At 60.1% G+C, this 20,130-nt stretch carries 16 protein-coding genes and 2 tRNA genes; 11 read left to right on the top strand and 7 right to left on the bottom strand.

Going from position 1 to position 20,130, the window contains the following annotated elements; genetic code table 11:
• Positions 1 to 19: 19 nt before the first annotated feature.
• Both RCAS_RS25625 and RCAS_RS10600 read right to left on the bottom strand, forming a co-directional pair.
• Positions 20 to 1,639, bottom strand: a complete 1,620-nt coding sequence (locus RCAS_RS25625; RefSeq protein ID WP_198136030.1) for a hypothetical protein — start codon at positions 1,637 to 1,639, stop codon at positions 20 to 22.
• Positions 1,524 to 3,047: a hypothetical protein gene (locus RCAS_RS10600; protein WP_157042614.1), complete on the bottom strand. Its 1,524-nt coding sequence runs from the start codon at positions 3,045 to 3,047 to the stop codon at positions 1,524 to 1,526. Before RCAS_RS10600 ends, RCAS_RS25625 begins: the two co-directional genes overlap by 116 nt.
• A gap of 268 nt (positions 3,048 to 3,315) precedes the next feature.
• Between RCAS_RS10600 and RCAS_RS10595 the strand changes: the two genes are divergently transcribed.
• The 3 genes from RCAS_RS10595 (at position 3,316) to RCAS_RS10585 (ending at position 5,705) form a co-directional block, all read left to right on the top strand.
• Complete coding sequence (locus RCAS_RS10595) at positions 3,316 to 4,260, top strand: alpha/beta hydrolase (RefSeq protein WP_012120573.1); 945 nt, start codon at positions 3,316 to 3,318, stop codon at positions 4,258 to 4,260.
• Between the two features lie 211 nt (positions 4,261 to 4,471).
• Positions 4,472 to 5,200, top strand: a complete 729-nt coding sequence (locus RCAS_RS10590) for an FhaA domain-containing protein (RefSeq protein ID WP_012120572.1) — start codon at positions 4,472 to 4,474, stop codon at positions 5,198 to 5,200.
• A 40-nt stretch (positions 5,201 to 5,240) separates the two neighbouring features.
• A complete protein-coding gene (locus RCAS_RS10585) occupies positions 5,241 to 5,705 on the top strand; it encodes an FHA domain-containing protein (RefSeq protein ID WP_012120571.1) in 465 nt (154 codons plus the stop codon).
• A 13-nt stretch (positions 5,706 to 5,718) separates the two neighbouring features.
• On the opposite strand, the gene RCAS_RS10580 is transcribed toward RCAS_RS10585, so the two are convergent.
• Together RCAS_RS10580 and RCAS_RS10575 are read right to left on the bottom strand one after the other, a co-directional pair.
• Positions 5,719 to 6,186, bottom strand: a complete 468-nt coding sequence (locus tag RCAS_RS10580) for a hypothetical protein (RefSeq protein ID WP_012120570.1) — start codon at positions 6,184 to 6,186, stop codon at positions 5,719 to 5,721.
• Between the two features lie 126 nt (positions 6,187 to 6,312).
• Entirely contained in the window at positions 6,313 to 7,728 is a 1,416-nt protein-coding gene (locus tag RCAS_RS10575) for an MFS transporter (protein WP_012120569.1), read from the bottom strand.
• 249 nt (positions 7,729 to 7,977) lie between these two features.
• On the opposite strand from RCAS_RS10575, the gene rpe reads away from it, so the two are divergent.
• The 5 genes from rpe to proS all read left to right on the top strand — a co-directional run bounded on the left by rpe (position 7,978) and on the right by proS (position 13,877).
• Complete coding sequence (rpe, locus tag RCAS_RS10570; protein WP_012120568.1) at positions 7,978 to 8,673, top strand: ribulose-phosphate 3-epimerase; 696 nt, start codon at positions 7,978 to 7,980, stop codon at positions 8,671 to 8,673.
• A gap of 9 nt (positions 8,674 to 8,682) precedes the next feature.
• Positions 8,683 to 9,465 (top strand): hypothetical protein, encoded by a 783-nt coding sequence (locus tag RCAS_RS10565; RefSeq protein WP_012120567.1) that lies wholly within the window; start codon positions 8,683 to 8,685, stop codon positions 9,463 to 9,465.
• A gap of 100 nt (positions 9,466 to 9,565) precedes the next feature.
• Complete coding sequence (locus RCAS_RS10560) at positions 9,566 to 11,725, top strand: phospholipid carrier-dependent glycosyltransferase (RefSeq protein WP_198136029.1); 2,160 nt, start codon at positions 9,566 to 9,568, stop codon at positions 11,723 to 11,725.
• Positions 11,726 to 11,769: 44 nt separating this feature from the next.
• Positions 11,770 to 12,381: a Uma2 family endonuclease gene (locus RCAS_RS10555; RefSeq protein WP_012120565.1), complete on the top strand. Its 612-nt coding sequence runs from the start codon at positions 11,770 to 11,772 to the stop codon at positions 12,379 to 12,381.
• 53 nt (positions 12,382 to 12,434) lie between these two features.
• Positions 12,435 to 13,877, top strand: a complete 1,443-nt coding sequence (gene proS, locus RCAS_RS10550; protein ID WP_012120564.1) for a proline--tRNA ligase — start codon at positions 12,435 to 12,437, stop codon at positions 13,875 to 13,877.
• A 2,052-nt stretch (positions 13,878 to 15,929) separates the two neighbouring features.
• On the opposite strand, the gene pcp is transcribed toward proS, so the two are convergent.
• Complete coding sequence (pcp, locus tag RCAS_RS10545) at positions 15,930 to 16,547, bottom strand: pyroglutamyl-peptidase I (RefSeq protein ID WP_012120563.1); 618 nt, start codon at positions 16,545 to 16,547, stop codon at positions 15,930 to 15,932.
• Positions 16,548 to 16,671: 124 nt separating this feature from the next.
• Between pcp and RCAS_RS10540 the strand changes: the two genes are divergently transcribed.
• Positions 16,672 to 17,274, top strand: coding sequence for a disulfide bond formation protein B (locus tag RCAS_RS10540; RefSeq protein ID WP_012120562.1), 603 nt, complete (start codon positions 16,672 to 16,674; stop codon positions 17,272 to 17,274).
• Between the two features lie 42 nt (positions 17,275 to 17,316).
• Here RCAS_RS10540 and RCAS_RS10535 read toward each other — a convergent pair.
• Positions 17,317 to 17,393 (bottom strand) — tRNA-Pro (locus RCAS_RS10535).
• Between the two features lie 21 nt (positions 17,394 to 17,414).
• Positions 17,415 to 17,500, bottom strand: a tRNA-Leu gene (locus RCAS_RS10530).
• Between the two features lie 168 nt (positions 17,501 to 17,668).
• On the opposite strand from RCAS_RS10530, the gene RCAS_RS10525 reads away from it, so the two are divergent.
• Complete coding sequence (locus RCAS_RS10525) at positions 17,669 to 18,361, top strand: hypothetical protein (RefSeq protein WP_012120561.1); 693 nt, start codon at positions 17,669 to 17,671, stop codon at positions 18,359 to 18,361.
• A gap of 1,342 nt (positions 18,362 to 19,703) precedes the next feature.
• Positions 19,704 to 20,120: a single-stranded DNA-binding protein gene (locus RCAS_RS10520; RefSeq protein WP_012120560.1), complete on the top strand. Its 417-nt coding sequence runs from the start codon at positions 19,704 to 19,706 to the stop codon at positions 20,118 to 20,120.
• The last annotated feature ends 10 nt before the right edge of the window (positions 20,121 to 20,130 follow it).

Genomic DNA, 20,130 nt, shown 5'->3' with positions numbered 1-20,130 from the left:
ATGCGACACATGGCGCCGGTCATGCTTCGATGCGCACAGGAATACGAATGACGGCGCCGGGCAGCAACGTATTGTTCTGGACAGTCGGCAGACGTTCCAGTGAGGGCCAGCGATACATCCCAACCAGCAGCGTGTAGTCTCCTGGCGGCAGATCCGCCGGGAGACGAAACTGGCGTGCATCGACAACCGTCAACCCGGCGCGCCACCTGCTGGTTGGCAACACCCCCTCGGCTGGCGGACCATCGGCCTGGGCGTATTTGTTGCCGGCGGCGTCGATCAGATGAATGAGCACGCTGCGCTCGTCCAGGTTATCGTTCAACGATCGCCACCAGAGAATCAGGTCCGCTGCTCCGCCCGCTCTGAGACGTGGCGGCATGATTGTGTAGCCCAGCAGCGCGATGTCACGACCAATCCGGGTCACCGAGATGGTCGCAGGGTTTATCACGCTGCCTGCCTGTAGCTGTTTCTCACGCACCCACACACCGGCAATCGCCCTATCAGATGTTATCTCAAACCCGAACAGGTCAATCGGTTCATTGATCATCTGCGTACCCGCAGCAAGAGACAACCGAGCCGTATACCGACCTGGCTTCAACCCGACAAAATAGGCGCCGATTGGCGTCTCACCCCCTGCGGACACACATTGCATCTGTCCGTCAGCAAGCGAAAGGACCATGGAGAAACGCTGCACCTCTGAGTCGGGGACAATGAGCAGGCCATACCAGCCGTACTGGATGCCCCGTTCGACATCCCAGATATCAAGGGCTGCTCGCACCGGTCCTGCTTCCGACAGCAGCGTTTCCAGCGTCGTTGTGATCACTGCCCCGGACGCGACTGCCGATGCCTGCACGATGGCGCTGTTCGTCATGGGTTGCACCGTCATTTCTGGGATTGGCGCCCGAACGTTGTGATTGGATGCAACGCTCATCTGCCCGCCAGGAACCGTGTGAGTCAGCCAAGTGGCGGTTTCAACCAGAAGCGGCGCCGCCCCGATATGTCGAATCGCCACGTCCTGCGATGGCGCCGGATGGAGCGTGATGATGCGTCTGCCGGGCATAAGGGAGATCGGCGCGTCATTGACCTCGACGGTTGCCGGCGCAAGTGTTGCAACCATCAGGCGCAACGTGTGCGAACCAGTGTCCGTCTCCGCTTCGGATGACTCAGCATTGACCGGCACAACCAGCACCTCGCCCGACTCCAGGACATTCAGCAACCGTAGATGTTTCTGCGTTTCCGGCGGACGACGATAGAGCGCATATGAACCTCCACGCCAGATAGGCGGATAGGTGTATCCCCACAGCAGCGGATCTTCAAACGCATGGAGCAGGCCATACGCTCCGATTGCTCCACTATCACCGGCGCGCGACTCGGCATAACCGGTGCGCACATGCCCCCACACTATTGCATGGTCGAGCGCATACGCAGCAAAGCCATTGATCACGCCACGCACTCGTTTGTCGGAAGTCATGGTCACCGTGCTTCCCGACGGCACGAGTGTGCGCAGTTCGAGGAGTGCCGGTGCATCATCGGGGTAGAGACCAGGACGTTCGATATGAGCCACAACCACTCGCAACTGATTGGCGCCCATCAGCACACATAATCCCAGCGCACCAACAACGAGCGACGACCGCCTCGCCATGGCGCCGTGAGCGTGACGCTCCGCAGCAGTCCAGCGTTTCCCCTGCCACTGCCAGACCCAGGAAAGCAAAACTGACGTATGCAGCGCCTTTCATATAGGCGTAGGGATACGCCTGCCACCAGCGCAACCATGCAAGATACGTCACACCGCCAATAAGCGCGCCCGCCAGTCGCAGACGGTGTGGACCAGACACACAGGCAGCGGCGATCAGGATGAGAAGGAGTATGCCGCCAGCCTGTTCCGCGACCTCCGGCGCTGTGGTTCCGATCTCCCTCGGTTGAAACGGCGTCAATCCCACAATAGTGCTGGACCGAACATAATCAAAGATGCCGAGAGAGGTTACCTGATGACTGTAGCGAAATCCAAAGCCGTTGAAATAATCCTCGATTGTCGGAGCAGCGACCAGCGTTGTCAGCGCCATCAGGATCAGCGCGGCGATGATCAGCGCCTGCGGCGCAGGCGCGCCGGATCGCACCTTATATGCTTCAATCAGGCGCGCTCCGCCCAACCCGAATGCCAGCGCCGCCCATACGGTGATCGCCGGATAATAGACGACCGGCAGGGCTGCCAGGATCACCGATCCCAACAATGCGCTGCTCCACGCCGCCCAACGGCTGCGCGCGATCTCCTCGACGGTCGCCATGCCGATGACCAGACAGAGTGGTATCAGAGGAAAGCCGGCAAGTTGTTTCTCGAAATTGAAGTACGAAATCCAGAGCAAGAGCGCATTCGCACTAACCCATGCCGATCCAATCAGGGCAACCCACATCCGCAAACCAAGCGTTGCGCGGAGCCAGAGATAGACCGCCAGAATGCCCAACCCACGTAGCCAGGCAATTAATGGCGTGAATGTGTCGAACGCCTCGAAACCGCCAAGCAGATCGACACATCCCTGCCAGATGGCAAACCCGATGTTGTGTGAAATCTTCGGCGGATTCGCTACCAGATCGCGCAGTGGATTGTCCGGCATTGTTGCAATGGCGGCAACAGGAGCGCGTTCCAGATACCGCGCCATGGGCAACGCAACTTCGATGTCCCATCCGCCGCCAATCGCCGCCGAGTGGTTATAGCGGATCAGAGGCGCGACATTGACCACAATGGTCGCCAGAACCAGAAGGAAAAGCGACACGCCTTCAGTCCGTGTCATCTGACCTGGCAGATGGCGCGTAAACGGAGCGCCGATGCGACGCCAGGCAAGGATGTTCAGCGCGGTGCAGACGAAGAGGAGAACCGGCAGGACTGTATTCAACCCGACGACAGAGCGAACGCCCCAATACCCTGCCACAACCACCACTGCGTAGCCGATCAGCGGCGTCAGTAACCGACGAAACGGCAACAACGCGAACGGCAGCGCCAGACGTGCAAGACCCCATCCACACCACCATGCCAGCATGGTGGCGATAGCCATGACAAGCACGAGTTGCAGGATCAGCATAGAGCGAACAGGAAATGTGCAGCAGAGATACGCTCACCTATAATAACACGAAATTAACCTTGCCCTATCGATGCCGACCCAGAACCTCGAATGCGGTGTATCATGCAGTCTCGCTCGACTCGTTGACCAGCGTCGTCTGTGCGCTGTCGCCGATTCGTACAATGGTCGATGAGATGCTGGCAGCGCAATCGGCATGGGCTGCCGCAGCACGCTTCATGACGAACGAAAGGGGACGACTTCAATGGAGACGACAGCATCCACCGCTGCTGCTCGGCGCGCCAGGCGCCTGCGACAGATAGCGCTCTTTACCGCAGCGACGCTGGTCACGCTGGTTATGGCGCTCTACCTGGGCATTTCGACCTATGCCGCCAGCATTCTGACCATGCCGCAACGCGATGCGGAAGTCAACACGCCTGCCACATTCGGCGCTCGCTTCGAGGAGGTGCGTTTCCCGGCGCGCAGCGGCGACGTAGAGATTGCCGCGTGGTATCTGCCACAGCCAGACTCTGCGCGAGCAGTGATCCTCGTCCATGGCAAAGATAGCAGCCGCTCAACGGAATTCCAGGGGCGTTTCAGCGAGTTCGCCGCCCGCCTCTACAAACGCGGATTTGCCATCCTGATGATCGATCTGCGCGGGCACGGCGCAAGCGGCGATGCGCGCTTCAGTTTTGGGCTGGCGGAACGGCGCGATATTCTTGGGGCGGTCGACTGGCTCATGACGCACGGATTCCGAGCCGGAAGCATCGGCGTGCTCGGCGTGTCGATGGGCGCCGCCTCTGCAATTGGCGCTGCCGCCGAAGACCCGGCAATCGGCGCGCTTGTAGCGGATTGCACTTACGCCGAGATTGAGCCGCTCATCCGGCGTCACTGGCGCACAGCCAGCGGCTTGCCGGATATCTTCCTGCCTTCGACCCTTTTTATGGGGCGATTTGTCCTTGGAATAGACCTCACAACTGCGCGACCGGTCACCGAAATCGACGACATTGTGCCGCGACCGGTGCTGATCATCCATGGCGACGCCGACGCATTTACGCCGGTGGAAAACGGACGCGCCCTCGCTGCGGCTGCGCCTGGCGCCGAATACTGGGAAGTGCCTGGCGCGGGGCATGCCCGCTCTTACGACATCGATCCGCAGCGGTATGTGGATCGGGTTGCTGGATTCTTCGAGCGCCATTTGGGGAGATGATCGAGAACCAGGAACCAAGAACTGAAAGGCGGGAACGACTGTTCGCGCGAATCCGTTGCGTTCCGTGTCCATCCGTGTTCTCTCTCACCATGCCTCTGAGCACAACCGGAAGCCGAGAACCGAGAACCGAAAAACCAGAACGGTTGCCGCCGACGCGCAACTCCTGTACAATATGCGCGTGTGATCGGCGTTTCTTGCAGTATGAACCCCTATGTCAGCACTCAGTCGCTTCGAAGCGTTCATGGAGAATATCGTCGAGGGTTCGGTCGCACGGTTATTCCGCAGCCCAGTGCAACCTGCCGAGATCGCCAAACGCCTCGAACGCGCGATGGAAGCCAACCAGACGGTGAGTGTGCGGCGCATTCTGGTGCCGAACTACTACCGTGCATTCCTGAATCCGCAGGACTTTGAGGCATTCAAGCCGATTCGCACCGAGGTCGAACGCGAGATGGCGACCTATCTGGCGGAGCTGGCACAGGAACGCAGGTTTAGCATGGTCGAACATCCTCGCGTCGAACTGGTCGCCGATGCTGGCGTGCCCCGGCGAACGATCCAGGTCGTGGCGGAAACACATGCAGCGCCAGCAGCACCACATCAGGTTGGCGATACACAGGTCATTCCGGCACAGGTCGCAGCGGCGCCAGCGGCGCGTGCCCGCCTGCTGCTGGCAACTCCCACCGGTACACACGTCATCCCGCTCGATAGCACATCGATGACAATTGGACGCGGACTGAACAACGATATCGTTTTGGAAGACGCGCGCGTCTCACGCAACCACGCTCAATTGCGCTACAAGTCGCGTCGTTTCTGGCTGACCGACCTTGGCTCGACTAATGGCACCTTCGTCAATGGCGAACCGATAACGGAACGCGCCCTACGTGACGGCGATGTCATCTCGCTTGGCGGGCTGGAACTGACGTTTCGCCACATGGATCGTTGAGCGTCGGTCACGCAACCGTCCTATCGCACGTGGATCGCCTATGTTCGATTTTGCCAATGCCTCGATCGACGCCGTTCTTCTTGTGCTGCGCGTAGCCGTCGTGCTGCTGCTCTACTTCTTCCTCTGGCAGGCGCTGCGCGTCATGATCCGCGAACTCGCCGTCATCGGGCAGACCGGTCAGGTTTCGGCGACTCATAGCCCGTATGGTCATCTGGTAGTGCTGCGCAGCGGCCAGAGCGGTGTTGCGGTCGGCAAAATGTTCCCGCTCAGCCCGAGCACGATCATTGGACGCAGCATGGAACAGTGTGAGATCGCCCTGAATGACTCGTTTCTGTCGCAGCAGCACGCTCGCCTCGAATTGCGCGGCAACCAGTGGGTGCTCGAAGACCTCAACAGCACCAATGGCACCTTCGTGAACGACATCGAAGTGCGCGGCGCCACCGTCGTCGAAGAAGGTGACATTATTCGCGTCGGACGCATCGAACTGCGCCTGGTAAGCGGGTAGCGCCTGGCGCGGCTCACACCCGGAAGAGCGGGCGCGGATCGGCGCCGCTAAAGGGCCACGGTATTGCCAGCAACACCGCCAGCATCGCCAGACCGGCAAAGATCGCGTAGCGCCGGTAGCGCTTCTCTTCCGGCATCCGCTTCGCAGTGACGTGCCCGACGTGTGCCAGTACTACTGCGACCACCATCATGAGCATATGTTCAACCGCCCAGAAGCGCAATCGCGCATCACCCATGGCGCTGCCAAAATCGCTGAAGATGCGCTGCATTGTGGGGCTGAAGACGCCATAGAGCAACAGACCGAGCAACAATTGAATGTCCATCGAAATCGTAAAGAACGACCCTAACCGTTCAACCGAACCATCCCACGAACGCCTGCCCAGCCAGCCGGTCAGGGCGCGCACAATGAGCAACGCTCCAAGAATGACAACGGCCCATCGCACATATGAGTGTGCGTAAAGGGTGATGTTGTACGGGTTCATAGCACACCTGCATCGATGCAAACCGGTTCTGAGTCACCGTTATCATACCGTCATTTCCGACCATCATGCATGCGGAATACACCTCGCGTCCGCCTTCATTGCCGACCTGATCGCCGCCGGCGCCGCTCATGCCATCGATGCGCCGCGCTGCAAACGCTGCTGCGTCGCCAATTCCTGGGCGCGACTCTTCAACCCAAACGATGCGATGAACAACACTGCCATCAGGACGCCGACCACGAGGAAGGCAAAAGCATAGCCACCGACATCGCCGCCGCGTGCGGCTGCTATGGCGCCCAGCAAAACGGCGCCAATCAACTGCCCGATACTGATGAACACCGTCAGCACTCCCTGGGTTGCGCCTCGCTCTTCGGCCGGCGCTTCGTTCAACAGAATATACCGCAGCGACGCGCCGAGCAAGACACCGATGCCAATGCCGAACAGTGCAGAGAATCCATAAAATGCCGGCAAAACGTTCGCCAGCGTGCCTTCCAGCACCAACCCGGCGGCAATCAAGGCGGTGCCGGTGAGCACAACGATCTTTGAACCAACCCGATCCAGCGCGCGCCCCGACAACGGCGAACCAATCGCCATTGCCAGCACCATCGGGATCAGCATAAAACTCGCCGTCGATGGTGTGACGCCAAACGCCGCCACCAGCAACGATGGCACGAACAGCGTCACCGCCTCGCTCAACCCTGCGCCAAACGAGAGCGCACCGGCCAGCGCAATCTGCCGGTTGCGGAACAGGTTCAGATCCAACACCGGGTCTTCAGCGCGGCGCTCGATCCACCAGAAGACCGGCGCCAGCGCCAGCGCCAGCAACAACAGCGGCGCCACCGTGGATGTGCGCAACGCATTGACCAGACCGGACACACTGGCGTCTTCCAGCAGATAGGCAAGATCACTGAGCGCCACAGCCAGCGCCGCCAGCAGCACACCCAACACAACCGTCCCACCCCAATCGAAGGGGCGCGGTGTCGCTGTGCGTATGGCAGGCAACAATTTCACGCCAAACCCGATCAGCGCCATTGCAATCGGCAGATTGATCAGGAACAGCCACTGCCATCCGAGCAACAGCAATAATCCGCCGATAATCGGTCCCACCAGGAACGCAATACCAAACACGGCGCCGATCAGACCAAGCGCGCTCCCACGTTTCTCCGGCGGAAAAGTATCGCCGATCACCGCGCTGGCGACCGGGAAGATGCCGCCGGCTCCAAGCCCCTGGATAGCCCGGCCTGCCAGCACCACCGCATACACCGGCGCCGCGACGACAATCAATGACCCCAGACCAAAAAGGGCAATGCTTGCCGTATACAGGATACGCCGACCGAATCGATCCGATAATTTGGCAATAAACGGAGTTCCGACAAGATTGAGGAGCACGTAGATAACGAACATCCACGATGCCGCGCGCGCATCGATCTGAAAGTGCTCGCGCAACGCCGGAAGCGCCGGCCCGACGATAGCAATGTCGAGCGCCGCCATCAGGACGCCGATAAACAGAACGAGCAAAATCTGGTTGCGTTTGCGTTCGTCCATATGTTCCACCTCACAGGTTTCCTTACCGGTCGGTAAGGAGTGTACCGCACACAATGCAATGTGTCAAGGCGCCTTCCAGGAAGCCCGCCCCGGCAGGATTATCAAAGCGGTATGATATAATGGTCGGCATCGACCGATACCGTTCAAGGAAATGGAGTCGCACGCGATTGCCGATAGCCGTTGCTCTCATCGTCTTCGCGCCTTTGTGCTTGTGCACGAGAGACAAGCGTTGGTTCTCGAGGAGTGTTTGTGCCCGTTATCGGTGCCAATCAGCGTCTGATACGCTTGATGCCATCCATCCTCGCCGCCGACTTTCTGCGGCTGGGTGAGCAGGCGCGCGAAGTTGCCGAAGCAGGCGCCGATGGGCTGCATATTGACGTGATGGACGGCCTGTTCGTGCCGAACATCAGCATCGGCATACCGGTCGTTGCTGCACTGCGCCGTGCAGTCGATCTGCCGCTCGATTGCCATCTGATGATCGTCGATCCCGAACGCTACCTTGAGGCATTCGTCACGGCCGGCGCAACCCACATTACTGTTCACGTCGAAGCCTGCCGTCACCTGCACCGCACGATTCAGCAGATCCACGACCTTGGGGTTACGGCGGGGGTGGCGCTCAATCCGGCCACGTCGCTAACCGCTATCGAAGACATTCTGCCCGACCTCGATCTGGTGCTGATGATGAGCGTCGATCCGGGGTTCAGTGGGCAAACCTACATTCCACGTAGCACGGCGAAGATCGCCCGCTTACGACGCATACTCGACGAGTGCGGGTTGCAACATATCGAGTTGCAGGTCGATGGCGGCATCAGCGCCGCAAATGTCGCCGATGTGGTCGGCGCTGGCGCTACCAGTATCGTCGCGGGTACGGGGGTGTTTAACTCGCTCCCCATCGCCGAAACGATACAGGCGCTCCGTTGGGCGATTCAACCTCATAACTCCTGATCGACCGATATGACGATATACATTACACTTACCTGCACCCACCACGATCCGGAAGGTCGGTTGCGCAACCAGGCGGAACGGATTGCGCCTGTGTTGCAGCGTATCTTTTTCGGAATCGTTGTGCGGGCCACCGATCGTACTCCCAACGATGCGCTGTTACCGCTGGTGCAGGCAGGCGCACACATTCACCGCGCCCCCTCATGCGGACATTTACGCCTGGGACGGGCGCGACGCGAGGCTTTGCGCCTGGGACTCGAAGCGGGCGCACATCACGTGCTCTTCTGCGATCTTGATCGCGCGCTCCACTGGGCGGAATACTATCCTGCTGAACTTGCTTCCGTCGCCGGTTTGATTCCCGCTTACGATTTTCTGATCCTGGGGCGGACACCGCGCGCTTTCGACAGCCATCCGCGCGCTCAGTGCGACACCGAGGCGATTGTCAATCGCGTCTTTGCGCAGGTAAGCGGGCAGGAGTGGGACATCACCGCAGCCGCGCGCGGCATTTCCCGCCGAGCTGCCACGGCCATCCTCGATGGATGCCCCGACGAGACGATCGGCACCGATGTGTCGTGGCCCCTTTTCCTCCAACGCACCGGTCTGTATGCCATTGGCGCCGTCGAGACCGAAGGGCTGGAATACGAAACCGCTGACCGCTTTCCCGAAGAAGTCGCCGCTGCCGGCGGCATCGACGCCTGGAAAGCGCGCATCGACGCCGATCCACGTGAGTGGGCATTGCGCCTGGAGATCGCCCGCATCGAAGTCGAGGCGGCAGTGGCGCATATGTCACTGTAAGTCTTATCGTCGTTCTGCCTAAGGTCTGGCGCAAAAACGCCAGGATACAACGTGTTGTTGAGAAGTGAACATGCAGACCGCTACCATCACACAATGGATCATGCGGCAAGTAACTTTTGTACGTCCGATGATTCGCCCAATCCTCACGACGCTTGCACTGCTCACCGCGCTCCTGTTTGTCGCATCAACCACACCGCATTCTATTGCATACCCTGCCGAAGGCATCGGTTTCAGCGTCGATGGTTTCTGGCAACCGGAATTCAACGCTGAGCGCTCATATCGCTGGACGAGAGGCATAACGCGCGTGCGCATTCCAGGATTTGAAGATGCATCGCTCCTCCTGGTTTCGCTCCAACTCTCCGCGCCGCAACAATCAGGTGCAACGCATACGCCTGCAACTGTGGCAACGGACAAGAGTGCGCCAATGCGCTTCAGTATTGCTCCCGAATGGCGCACCTATCATTTGCTGATCGATGCGCAATCCCCAGATTGGCGCATTCCTGCGTTGATGATCACAAACCCTACGTGGCGTCCACGCGGAGATGAACGTGATCTAGGCATCGTGTTCGGTCATATGAATGCGCAGCGCCTTCTTCCATCTTATACCGCTGCTATTGTTGAGCGCTGGATGTTTCTTGCGTCGCTGGTCGCTCTGACAACGGTTGCCACGCGATGCGCACCGCGATGGAATCTTCTGCCAGGCATTCTGACGGCGCTGCTGGTGATGGGTTCGCTATGGGCGCCGGTTCGTCTAAGTCAGGCATTGCCGACGAACTGGCAGATCGTCATCGGCATAGCAATCGTTACGTTGTATATCGAAGGCTTCCGTCGCTACCGACAACGTATGCCAAACAGCATTTTTCCACTCATCGGGGTTGCTGGCGTCACCCTCGGCACCGGGATTGTTTGGAGGGGATGGGCAATTGTCGGAGCAGCAGTGATGATATGTAGCGCCCTCCTATCCGTGTATACGCGCACATTGCGCTCCGATTCAGGTAAGCGTCAGTCTGCGGATCGGTCATCGCTCCGCCGCCTGTGGCTGAGTGGTCTGGCGATTGCAGTTTTCGCCGGCGGCGTGCTTATTCCGAACAATAACGACGTATATCACGGTGATGAGAACTTTTGGGCGACCACCGGATTGCGCGCTTTTCGTCTCGCATTCATCGAACGTGATATATATCACCCTTTCTGGACTGAGCCTTTAAGATCTTCTCTGTGGGCATATTCGCCGATATTCGCACTGCCACATCCGCAGATCGGCAAATACTTGTTTGGAGCAGGGTTATATCTTGCAGGGCACACTGACCCGCTAATACGAGGATATGACTTCTCTCGAAGTCTGGCTTGGAACAAAGCGCACAATCGCGTAATATCTCCTGATGTTGCCAGCGCTGCCCGTTTCCTTGTCACATTGACAGCAATTGCGAGCACTGTGCTCGTCTACTGGATCGGGGTTCGTCTCGGCGGCGTCGCCGTCGGCGTGCTGGCTGCTGCGCTGATGAACGCTCCGGAGTCGATGCGTTATCACGGAAAGATCATCATGCTTGATGTTCCCGCATTGATATTCGGGTTGCTTGCTCTGGTGATATGCGCTGAGATGCTGCGTAGTTGGCGCCAGGGAAATCGGCGCGCCATCTTCTTGACCATTGCGTGCGGCGTAGTCTGCGGTCTGGGATTAGGAACAAAACTCAATGCCGCTCTTGTCGTCCTAACCTGCCTCTTTGTGTCCGTCATCTTCGCCGTCTGGCGCAGTCGCCGCTTCGCAGTGACGCCGTTTGTGCCAAAGCGCGCCGTCGTCGCCATTGCTCTGTGCGCCTGGACGGTATTCTTTCTCTCCAATCCTGCGCTCTACCGGCAACCGGTCGAAGGCATCCGGCGGATGCTGGACTTTGGTACTGATATAGGGTGCAATCCAGAATTGTCCTGGTGTCATCCCTTACCAACACCAACTGATCGGATGAGGGCTATCTGGTTTTTTCTAAGTGATGAAGGCGAAGTTAATGCTGGCGGTCTGCCTGGCAGTCACCTGTTATTGATCATTGGCGCCGCAGCATTGGCGGTCAGACTGTCGCGCTGGACGGGAAGCAACGATGTTGAAATTGTCTTAATCAGCGCATGGATAATTATCACCCTCGCAGGATTGATGCTCTGGCTACCCATTGGCATTTTTCGCTATGTTATGCCGCTTGTTCCGATTTCGATGCTTCTTCAGTCGTATGGTATAATTGGAATTCTGCGAAGCATCACACGCACGGATTGACACGCAACCATCGCCGGGTTATGAGAGATGTTCAAAGTACTGCTATGACCGCCCTGATTGTGCCAACCGACGCCCCTGTGATCGCCGGACCTCCGCAGGGCCGCTGGACTTTCGCGGACTGGCAGACGTTGCCCGACGATGGACGGCGCTATGAGGTCATCGACGGAGTGCTGTACATGACCACGGCTCCGAGCACGTTTCACCAATGGGTTATCATGCGTTTGATGGAGCGCTTCGGTCTGCCAGCGGTGAATCAAGGGCTTGGGTATGCCTTTACGGCGCCGGTTGGCGTGCTCATGCCAGGGTGTGATCCGGTACAACCGGATTTTCTGTTTGTGCGGCGTGAACATAGCGCGATTATTCACGACGGTCGCATCCACGGCGTGCCGGATCTGATTGTTGAAGTGCTGTCGCCGGGAAATGCCGCGTATGATGAACAGGTTAAGCTGCCTGCATATGCACTCGCAGGCGTTCCCGAATGTGCATTGATTCGACCGATGATCCGTGCAGTGAGTGTGTACCGCCTGGATCGTTCGGGACGGTACGCAGCGCCGCGTGAGGCGTCATCGAGCGATGTGCTGACATTCGATTGCCTGCCCGGTCTGGCAGTCACCGTGAGCGACCTGTTCGAGGGCGCGCCAGATACAACCTTCTAGAGCCATGAAAGAAGCGATAGTCTGTTGACTCTGGAACATAGAAAGGTGTAACCGTGCCCAAGGAAGGAATAACTCCCCGCGCGCAGGATTATTCGCAGTGGTATCTCGATATTGTGCAACAGGCGGACCTCGCCGACTATGCGGAGGTCGTCAAAGGGTGCATTGTCTTCAAACCGACCGGCTATGCGCTGTGGGAGGCGATCCAGCGCGGGTTGGACGACCGGATCAAGGCGACCGGTCATGTCAATGCCTACTTTCCGCTGCTCATTCCAAAAAGTTTCCTGATGAAAGAAGCCGAGCACGTCGAAGGCTTTGCGCCCGAAGTGGCGGAAGTAACCCGTGCCGGTGGCGAAGACCTTGCCGAACCCTATGTCATCCGACCGACCTCGGAAACGATCATCGGCTACTTCTATTCCAAATGGGTGCGAAGTTACCGCGATCTGCCGCTGCTGATCAATCAGTGGGCAAACGTGATGCGCTGGGAGATGCGCACCCGCCCCTTCCTGCGCACCACCGAGTTCCTCTGGCAGGAGGGGCACACGGTGCATGCCACCGAGGAAGATGCCGAACGCGAAACGCTCTTGATCCTTCACGAGGTGTATGCCGACTTCGTTGAGAAGGATATGGCGATTCCGGTAATCAGGGGGCTGAAATCGGAGAAAGAAAAGTTCCCCGGCGCGCTGCGCTCCTACTGTATCGAAGCCATGATGCAGGACGGACGGGCGCTTCAGGCGGGAACATCGCACAACCTGGGGCAGAACTTTGCCCGCGCCTTCGATATTACCTATACCGATCAGCACAATACCATTCAGTACGCCTGGACGACCAGCTGGGGCGTCAGCACACGCCTGATCGGCGCCCTGATTATGACCCATTCCGATGATGAAGGCCTCGTCATCCCACCGCGCCTGGCGCCGACACAGGTCGTCGTCGTGCCGATTTACCGGAACGATGCCGAGCGCAGTGTGGTCATGGAAGCGGTGCAGCGTATGACCGCCGAATGGAAGGGACTCCTGCGCTTCAAGGTCGATGACCGCGATAATCTGACGCCAGGATTCAAGTTCAATGAGTGGGAATTGAAAGGTGTTCCTATCCGCGTCGAGATCGGTCCGAAAGACATCGAAAAAGGAAGCGTCGCCATTGCCCGGCGCGACCAACCAGGGCGCGAAGGTAAATCGTTCGTTCCTCAGGAAGGACTGACCGCCCGCCTCGCTGCGCTGCTTGAGGAAATTCAGCAGGCGCTCTACCGGCGCGCACTGGCATTCCGTGAAACGCATACCGCCGATGTCACGACCTATGAGGAACTGAAACAACAGGTCGAACGCGGTTTTGCGCGCTGCTACTGGGCGGGAACTATGGAAGACGAAAAGCGAATCCAGGAAGAGACGCGCGCTACCATTCGCTGCATCCCGCTCGACCAACCGCAACAGGCGGGGAGGTGCATCTACACCGGCAAAGAGACAACCCAGCAGGTCATCTTCGCGCGGGCATATTGACATCGAGGCGAGAGGGGCGAGGCGAGAGGCGAGCGGGGCCCGACAACGGCGTAGCGCGAGATGTATCTCGCATTGGTGGCAAGGCGAGAGGGACGAGGCGAGAGGGGCGAGGCGAGAGGCGAGCGGGGCCCGACCATGGCGTCGCGCGAGATGTATCTCGCATTGGTGGCAAGGCGAGAGGGGCGAGGCGAGAGGCGAGCGGGGCCCGACCATGGCGTCGCGCGAGATGTATCTCGCATTGGTGGCAAGGCGAGAGGGGCGAGGCGAGAGGCGAGCGGGGCCCGACCATGGCGTCGCGCGAGATGTATCTCGCATTGGTGGCGAGGCGAGAGAGACGAGGTGAGAGGGGCGAGGCGAGAGGCGAGCGGAGCCCGACCATGGCGTAGCGCGAGATTTATCTCGCATTGGTGGCAAGGTGAGAGGTGAGAGGCGAGCGGCGAGCGGAGCCCGACCATGGCGTCGCGCGAGATGTATCTCGCATTGGTGGCAAGGCGAGAGGGGCGATGCGAGAGGCGAGCGGGGCCCGACCATGGCGTCGCGCGAGATGTATCTCGCATTGGTGGCAAGGCGAGAGGGGCGATGCGAGAGGCGAGCGGGGCCCGACAATGGCGTCGCGCGAGATTTATCTCGCATTGGTGGCGAGGCGAGAGAAACGAGGTGAGAGGGACAAGGCGAGAGGCGAGCGGAGCCCGACCATGGCGTAGCGCGAGATTTATCTCGCATTGGTGGCAAGGTGAGAGGTGAGAGGCGAGCGGCGAGGGGTGATACCAATGACGATTGACGATGCCGCATGCTGGTCATTCCGAGCCCTTCGCTTCGCTCAGGGTAAACTCAGCGAGGAATCTGAACGGGTCGTGCAAGACCCCTCGCCCTGCTCGGGGTGACAATGCCGGATGGTCATCGGTCATTGGTATGAGAGGCGAGAGGGGCAAGGCGAGAGGGACGAGGCGAGCGGGGCCCGACAATGGCATAGCGCGAGATGTATCGCGCATTGGTGGCAAGGCGAGAGGCGAGCGGGGCCCGACAATGGCGTAGCGTGAGATTTATCTCGCATTGGTGGCGAGGCGAGAGGGGCGAGGCGAGAGGGACAAGGCGAGAGGGACGAGGCGAGAGGCGAGCGGGGCAAAGTGAGAGGCGAGAGGCGAGCGGGGCCCGACAATGGCGTAGCGTGAGATTTATCTCGCATTGGTGGCGAGGCGAGAGGCGAGAGGCGAGAGGCGAGAGGCGATACCAATGACGATTGACGATGCCGCATGCTGGTCATTCCGAGCCCTTCGCTTCGCTCAGGGTAAACGCAGCGAGGAATCTGAACGGGTCGTGCAAGACCCCTCGCCCTGCTCGGGGTGACCATGCCGGATGATCATCGGTCATTGGTATGAGAGGCGAGAGGGGCAAGGCGAGAGGGACGAGGCGAGCGGGGCCCGACAATGGCATAGCGCGAGATATATCTCGCATTGGTGGCAAGGCGAGAGGCGAGCGGGGCCCGACAATGGCGTAGCGTGAGATTTATCTCGCATTGGTGGCGAGGCGAGAGGCGAGCGGGGCCCGACAATGGCGTAGCGCGAGATGTATCTCGCATTGGTGGCAAGGCGAGCGGGACGAGGCGAGAGGGACGAGGCGAGAGGCGAGGCGAGCGGGGCGAGGGGTGATACCAATGACGATTGACGATGCCGCATGCTGGTCATTCCGAGCCCTTCGCTTCGCTCAGGGTAAACGCAGCGAGGAATCTGAACGGGTCGTGCAAGACTCCTCGCCCTGCTCGGGGTGACAATGCCGGATGATCATCGGTCATTGGTATGAGAGGCGAGAGGGGCAAGGCGAGCGGCGAGCGGCGAGCGGGGCCCGACAATGGCGTAGCGCGAGATGTGTCTCGCATTTGTGGCGAGGCGAGAGGGACGAGGCGGGAGGCGAGAGGCGAGAGACAGGCATAGAGTTCCTGGTTCTCGATTCTCGGTTCGGCTCAGGAGCAGGGGGAGCGCACGCATGCGTACCAATACGGATCGCGACGGATGCGCGCAGATGGGTCTCGCCGTCGTTTCCGCCTCTCCGTTCTCAGTTCTCACCCCCCAATCCCGCTCGCAATGCAGCGCACACCCCTGCATACATTGTTTCGAGCGCCATTGTCGGACGAGGCGCGCGATCAGCGCTTGCCTGCGATGGCAGCGACGGCAAGTGAATGAACAGACATCGCGTTGGCAAACAATGCGTGGCGCAGACGTGCAGTGCAGTGTAGTACACCATATTGCATAGATACGCTCCTGCCGACAGAGAGAGATCAACAGGCACGCCCGCAGCGCGAATCGCCCGCACTACATCGCGCACCGGCGCGGTGGAGAAATACGCTGCCGGTCCATCCTCTACAATCGGTTCATCGACCCGTTGAGCGCCGGCATTATCCGGGATGCGAAAATCGCACAGGTTGATCGCCACACGCTCAACCGTGAGCGCAGCATACCCGTCCGCCTGTCCGAGCATCAGGCAGAGATCGGGTTGGTGATCGAGCAGCAGATCGGTTATCATACGAGGCGCCTGAACGGCATCGACCGGAAGAATGGCAGTGACCGCATCTGGCGGTTTACCATTGTTCGTGAAACGACGCACAACTTCCGCCGAAGGATTGACCGAAGCGCCGCCGAACGGCTCGAAACCGGTGACGAGCAAGGTTGACATACAAGGTCCTGGACCAATACAATCTCCTATCACGGATAGAAAAGTATACCACACGTATTAAGGTTCGTTGATCCGTTGCGCACACCAGAATCGGGAAGCGCAGCAGAAAACGATGAGGTTGAGCATGAGCGTAACCGACACACCATCAAGCATCGCTGTCGGCGAGGTCCCCGATGGACCGATCCAGGCAGCGGAAGAAGACCGGCTAAGCGCCTTCTTCGCATCGTATGGACGGCACCTGGCACTGCTCCAGGCAATAGTGGCAACCTGTGGCAGCCTGTTCATGAGCGAGGCGCTCGGTTGGCCCCCCTGCGTTCTCTGCTGGTACCAGCGCATTTTGATGTACCCGCTGGTCGCGCTCATCCTGATCGGCATTCTGCGCCGTGATCGCGGGCTTCATCTCTACGTGTTGCCGCTCTCCCTCTCTGGCGCCTGTATCTCGCTCTACCATTACCTTCTGGTCAAAACCGATTGGTTGCCGCCGCCACCGTGCGTTGACGGCATCCCCTGCACAGTCGATTACCTGGATATTCTGGGGTTCATCAATGTGCCGTTCATGGCGCTTACTGCATTTCTGATCATCAGTTTCCTGATGGGTGCGACAGCGGTCAGCATCGGCGCCAGGACAGAAGCAACGCCATCGCTGCGCGACCGGCAGGCGATCGCCGCCTACGCCATCATCGTCCTCGTCGCCGCAGCATTCATCGGATGGGGCATAATCGTCTGAAGAAATACAAATCGCCGGTCAATGACCGGCGATCTCTGGCGATGGTCGGGGCGAGTGGATTTGAACCACCGACCTCAGCGACCCGAACGCTGCGCTCTACCAGGCTGAGCCACGCCCCGTCGCTCTGTGCCGCAGCGGAATGGTGCCGAAGGTGGGAGTCGAACCCACACGGAGTCACCTCCAACGGTTTTTGAGACCGTCGCGTCTGCCATTCCGCCACTTCGGCGCTGCGCAGAAAAGTATAGCGCAACCTGCACCGCCTGTCAACCCAAAACAAGGCTTGCAACAATGAAACAGATGTGCTATACTGTGCGTGGGCAAGAGTATACACGGCAAGTACGAGTCATACCCCGCTCCAGTAACGCCCATGCTGGCGGGGCAGGAGGTACGAGACATGGCATCCCCCCGCAAGACTGAACCTACCCGTCCTGAGTCGACCGTTTCGCGCACCTACCGTGCTGCTATCCGCATCGGCGAAGATTATGTCACCCTGGAGGAAACCATTGTCCTGCCGCTCGACGCCACCGATGAAGAGGTGCAGAAGGCGGTGGATCTCGGCTGGCGCATCTACCAGGCGCAGCGCGACGCTATCGAGGCGCAGACGGCCAGCATCCGCGAAGCGCAACCGGCGCCGCAACCGCCAACCGTGCGCGACCCCGACGCACCCGCGAGCGAACGGCAGCGCCATTACATCGCCGCCCTTCAGGAAGACCTCTCCTGGACCAACGAGCAACTGACGGCGTTTGCCCAGGAACATCGTGTCGATCTGGTCACCATGACCAAAGGTCAGGCGAGCGCATTCATCGACAGCCTGAAAAAACTCGCCGAGGAACGTCAGGCATATACCACAGCCCCGCGCAGCGCATCCGGCGCCGATGGCGCTGTTGCGGCGCGTCCCTCCGACCATGCCCCTGCCAGTGAAAAGCAGATCGATGCGCTCAGGCGACTGGCGCTTCAGCATCATCTCGACCTGGAAGCGGAAGTCCAGCGGCGCTTCGAGACGACTCCTGGCGAATTGACCAGCGGACAGGCATCAGCGCTGCTGCGCGAATGGCAGCGACCTGCCCGTCGCGCTGTCGGCGAGTAGGAGCAGAGGGGTGGGTCTACCCTGGCATCCCGTCGGCAGGAGGGTACAATCTACAGGTCCGCTCACCCCTCCCCCCAACGAGTCATTGCGCGACCGGCGCAGCCGGTCGAAGCAATCTCGCTCGTCCCGCATCCCAACGAGTGCACGGGCGGACCGCGCGCATGCGCAGAGCGGGCGTGCATGGCGTTGGGATGCGCCGTTGTGCCCTCACCCCCTGCCCCGCTCCCGTGCGCGGAGAGAGGAAACCGGCGCCGCGCGCAGCAGTCCCGCAGTGGGCGTGCCAGGGTGCGCTGTCATTGCGCGACCGGCGCAGCCGGTCGAAGCAATCCCCCTCCCCCCAACGAGTCATTGCGCGACCGGCGCAGCCGGTCAAAGCAATCCCCCTCCTCCCAACGAGTCATTGCGCGACCGGCGCAGCCGGTCGAAGCAATCTCGCTCGTCCCGCATCCCAACGAGTGCACGGGCGGACCGCGCGCATGCGCAGAGCGGGCGTGCATGGCGTTGGGATGCGCCGTTGTGCCCTCACCCCCTGCCCCGCTCCCGTGCGCGGAGAGAGGAAACCGGCGCCGCGTGCGGGTCCGTCCCCCGGTGGACGTGCCAGGGTGCGCTGTCATTGCGAGACCGGCGCAGCCGGTCGAAGCAATCCCCCTCCCCCCAACGAGTCATTGCGCGACCGGCGCAGCCGGTCAAAGCAATCCCCCTCCTCCCAACGAGTCATTGCGCGACCGGCGCAGCCGGTCGAAGCAATCTCGCTCGTCCCGCATCCCAACGAGTGCACGGGCGGACCGCGCGCATGCGCAGAGCGGGCGTGCATGGCGTTGGGATGCGCCGTTGTGCCCTCACCCCCTGCCCCGCTCCCGTGCGCGGAGAGAGGAAACCGGCGCCGCGTGCGGGTCCGTCCCCCGGTGGACGTGCCAGGGTGCGCGCGGGGGTTTGGTCCGCCCTTAAACTCGCATCGGGCAGAGCGTGATCCGAGGGGGTCCACTCCCTCACGCCGGGCAGAGCGCGGTTCTACGGTGACGATGAGGTCATCTAAAAACCTGAATTTCCCGGAAAACGGCGCTCAACCAGCGAAAAAAGCGTCGCACAATGGCAATCTGGTGATGGCGACTTCTTGCGTATGTCTGAATTCACTCAACCAAGAGGAAAGGCGACAACCATCCCGTAACCTTTTCAGCGCCTGTGCGGTATATCTGATGTGCGGCGCACGTTATAGAGAGCCGCACAGGTATCCGCACCAACGCCTATCTGAGTCCATCCCCGGCAGGCTTCCCCCACCCGACCTGCGCATTGCCTGAAAGGCGTCTCACCCACTCAGGTAGGCGCAACAAAGGAGACGAACATGCGTCAGGTCAGAGGGACTGTCAACACCGTCGAACTCATCGGTTGGCTCGGCGACGTACCCGAACAGCGCATCTTCCCATCGGGAGCGCGCGTATGCCGCTTCAACGTGGCTACCAAGCACTTTGGGGCGCGGAGCGAGAACGGCGAGCGGGAGATCGAAACCGATTGGACGCTCATCGAGGCGTGGGACAAACTCGGCGATCAGTGCATCAACTCCCTGCACAAAGGGAGCCGGGTGCGGATCGTTGGAAGCCTGCGCACACAGAGCTGGGAAGACAAAGAAACCGGTCTACGCCGCTATAAGGCATTCGTGCGCGCCGAGGAAGTGCTGTTCCTGGATAGCAAGGCGAACGCAAACGAAAACGAACAGGATGCGATCGAGACCTCGGATGAGGCAGAGGAGGTTCCATTCTAGAGCGATCCTG

The sequence above is a fragment of the Roseiflexus castenholzii DSM 13941 genome (assembly GCF_000017805.1).
In the GTDB taxonomy this organism is placed as follows: domain Bacteria; phylum Chloroflexota; class Chloroflexia; order Chloroflexales; family Roseiflexaceae; genus Roseiflexus; species Roseiflexus castenholzii.
This window is presented reverse-complemented; position numbering and strand designations above follow the sequence as displayed.

Excerpts from the sequence above, each read along its gene's own strand:
- RCAS_RS25625 (WP_198136030.1), bottom strand. The coding sequence starts at position 1,639 with ATGGCGAGGCGGTCGTCGCTCGTTGTTGGTGCGCTGGGATTATGTGTG.
- RCAS_RS10600 (WP_157042614.1), bottom strand. The coding sequence starts at position 3,047 with ATGGCTATCGCCACCATGCTGGCATGGTGGTGTGGATGGGGTCTTGCA.
- RCAS_RS10595 (WP_012120573.1), top strand. The coding sequence starts at position 3,316 with ATGGAGACGACAGCATCCACCGCTGCTGCTCGGCGCGCCAGGCGCCTG.
- RCAS_RS10590 (WP_012120572.1), top strand. The coding sequence starts at position 4,472 with ATGTCAGCACTCAGTCGCTTCGAAGCGTTCATGGAGAATATCGTCGAG.
- RCAS_RS10585 (WP_012120571.1), top strand. The coding sequence starts at position 5,241 with ATGTTCGATTTTGCCAATGCCTCGATCGACGCCGTTCTTCTTGTGCTG.
- RCAS_RS10580 (WP_012120570.1), bottom strand. The coding sequence starts at position 6,186 with ATGAACCCGTACAACATCACCCTTTACGCACACTCATATGTGCGATGG.
- RCAS_RS10575 (WP_012120569.1), bottom strand. The coding sequence starts at position 7,728 with ATGGACGAACGCAAACGCAACCAGATTTTGCTCGTTCTGTTTATCGGC.
- RCAS_RS10565 (WP_012120567.1), top strand. The coding sequence starts at position 8,683 with ATGACGATATACATTACACTTACCTGCACCCACCACGATCCGGAAGGT.
- RCAS_RS10560 (WP_198136029.1), top strand. The coding sequence starts at position 9,566 with ATGCGGCAAGTAACTTTTGTACGTCCGATGATTCGCCCAATCCTCACG.
- RCAS_RS10555 (WP_012120565.1), top strand. The coding sequence starts at position 11,770 with ATGACCGCCCTGATTGTGCCAACCGACGCCCCTGTGATCGCCGGACCT.
- pcp (WP_012120563.1), bottom strand. The coding sequence starts at position 16,547 with ATGTCAACCTTGCTCGTCACCGGTTTCGAGCCGTTCGGCGGCGCTTCG.
- RCAS_RS10540 (WP_012120562.1), top strand. The coding sequence starts at position 16,672 with ATGAGCGTAACCGACACACCATCAAGCATCGCTGTCGGCGAGGTCCCC.
- RCAS_RS10525 (WP_012120561.1), top strand. The coding sequence starts at position 17,669 with ATGGCATCCCCCCGCAAGACTGAACCTACCCGTCCTGAGTCGACCGTT.
- RCAS_RS10520 (WP_012120560.1), top strand. The coding sequence starts at position 19,704 with ATGCGTCAGGTCAGAGGGACTGTCAACACCGTCGAACTCATCGGTTGG.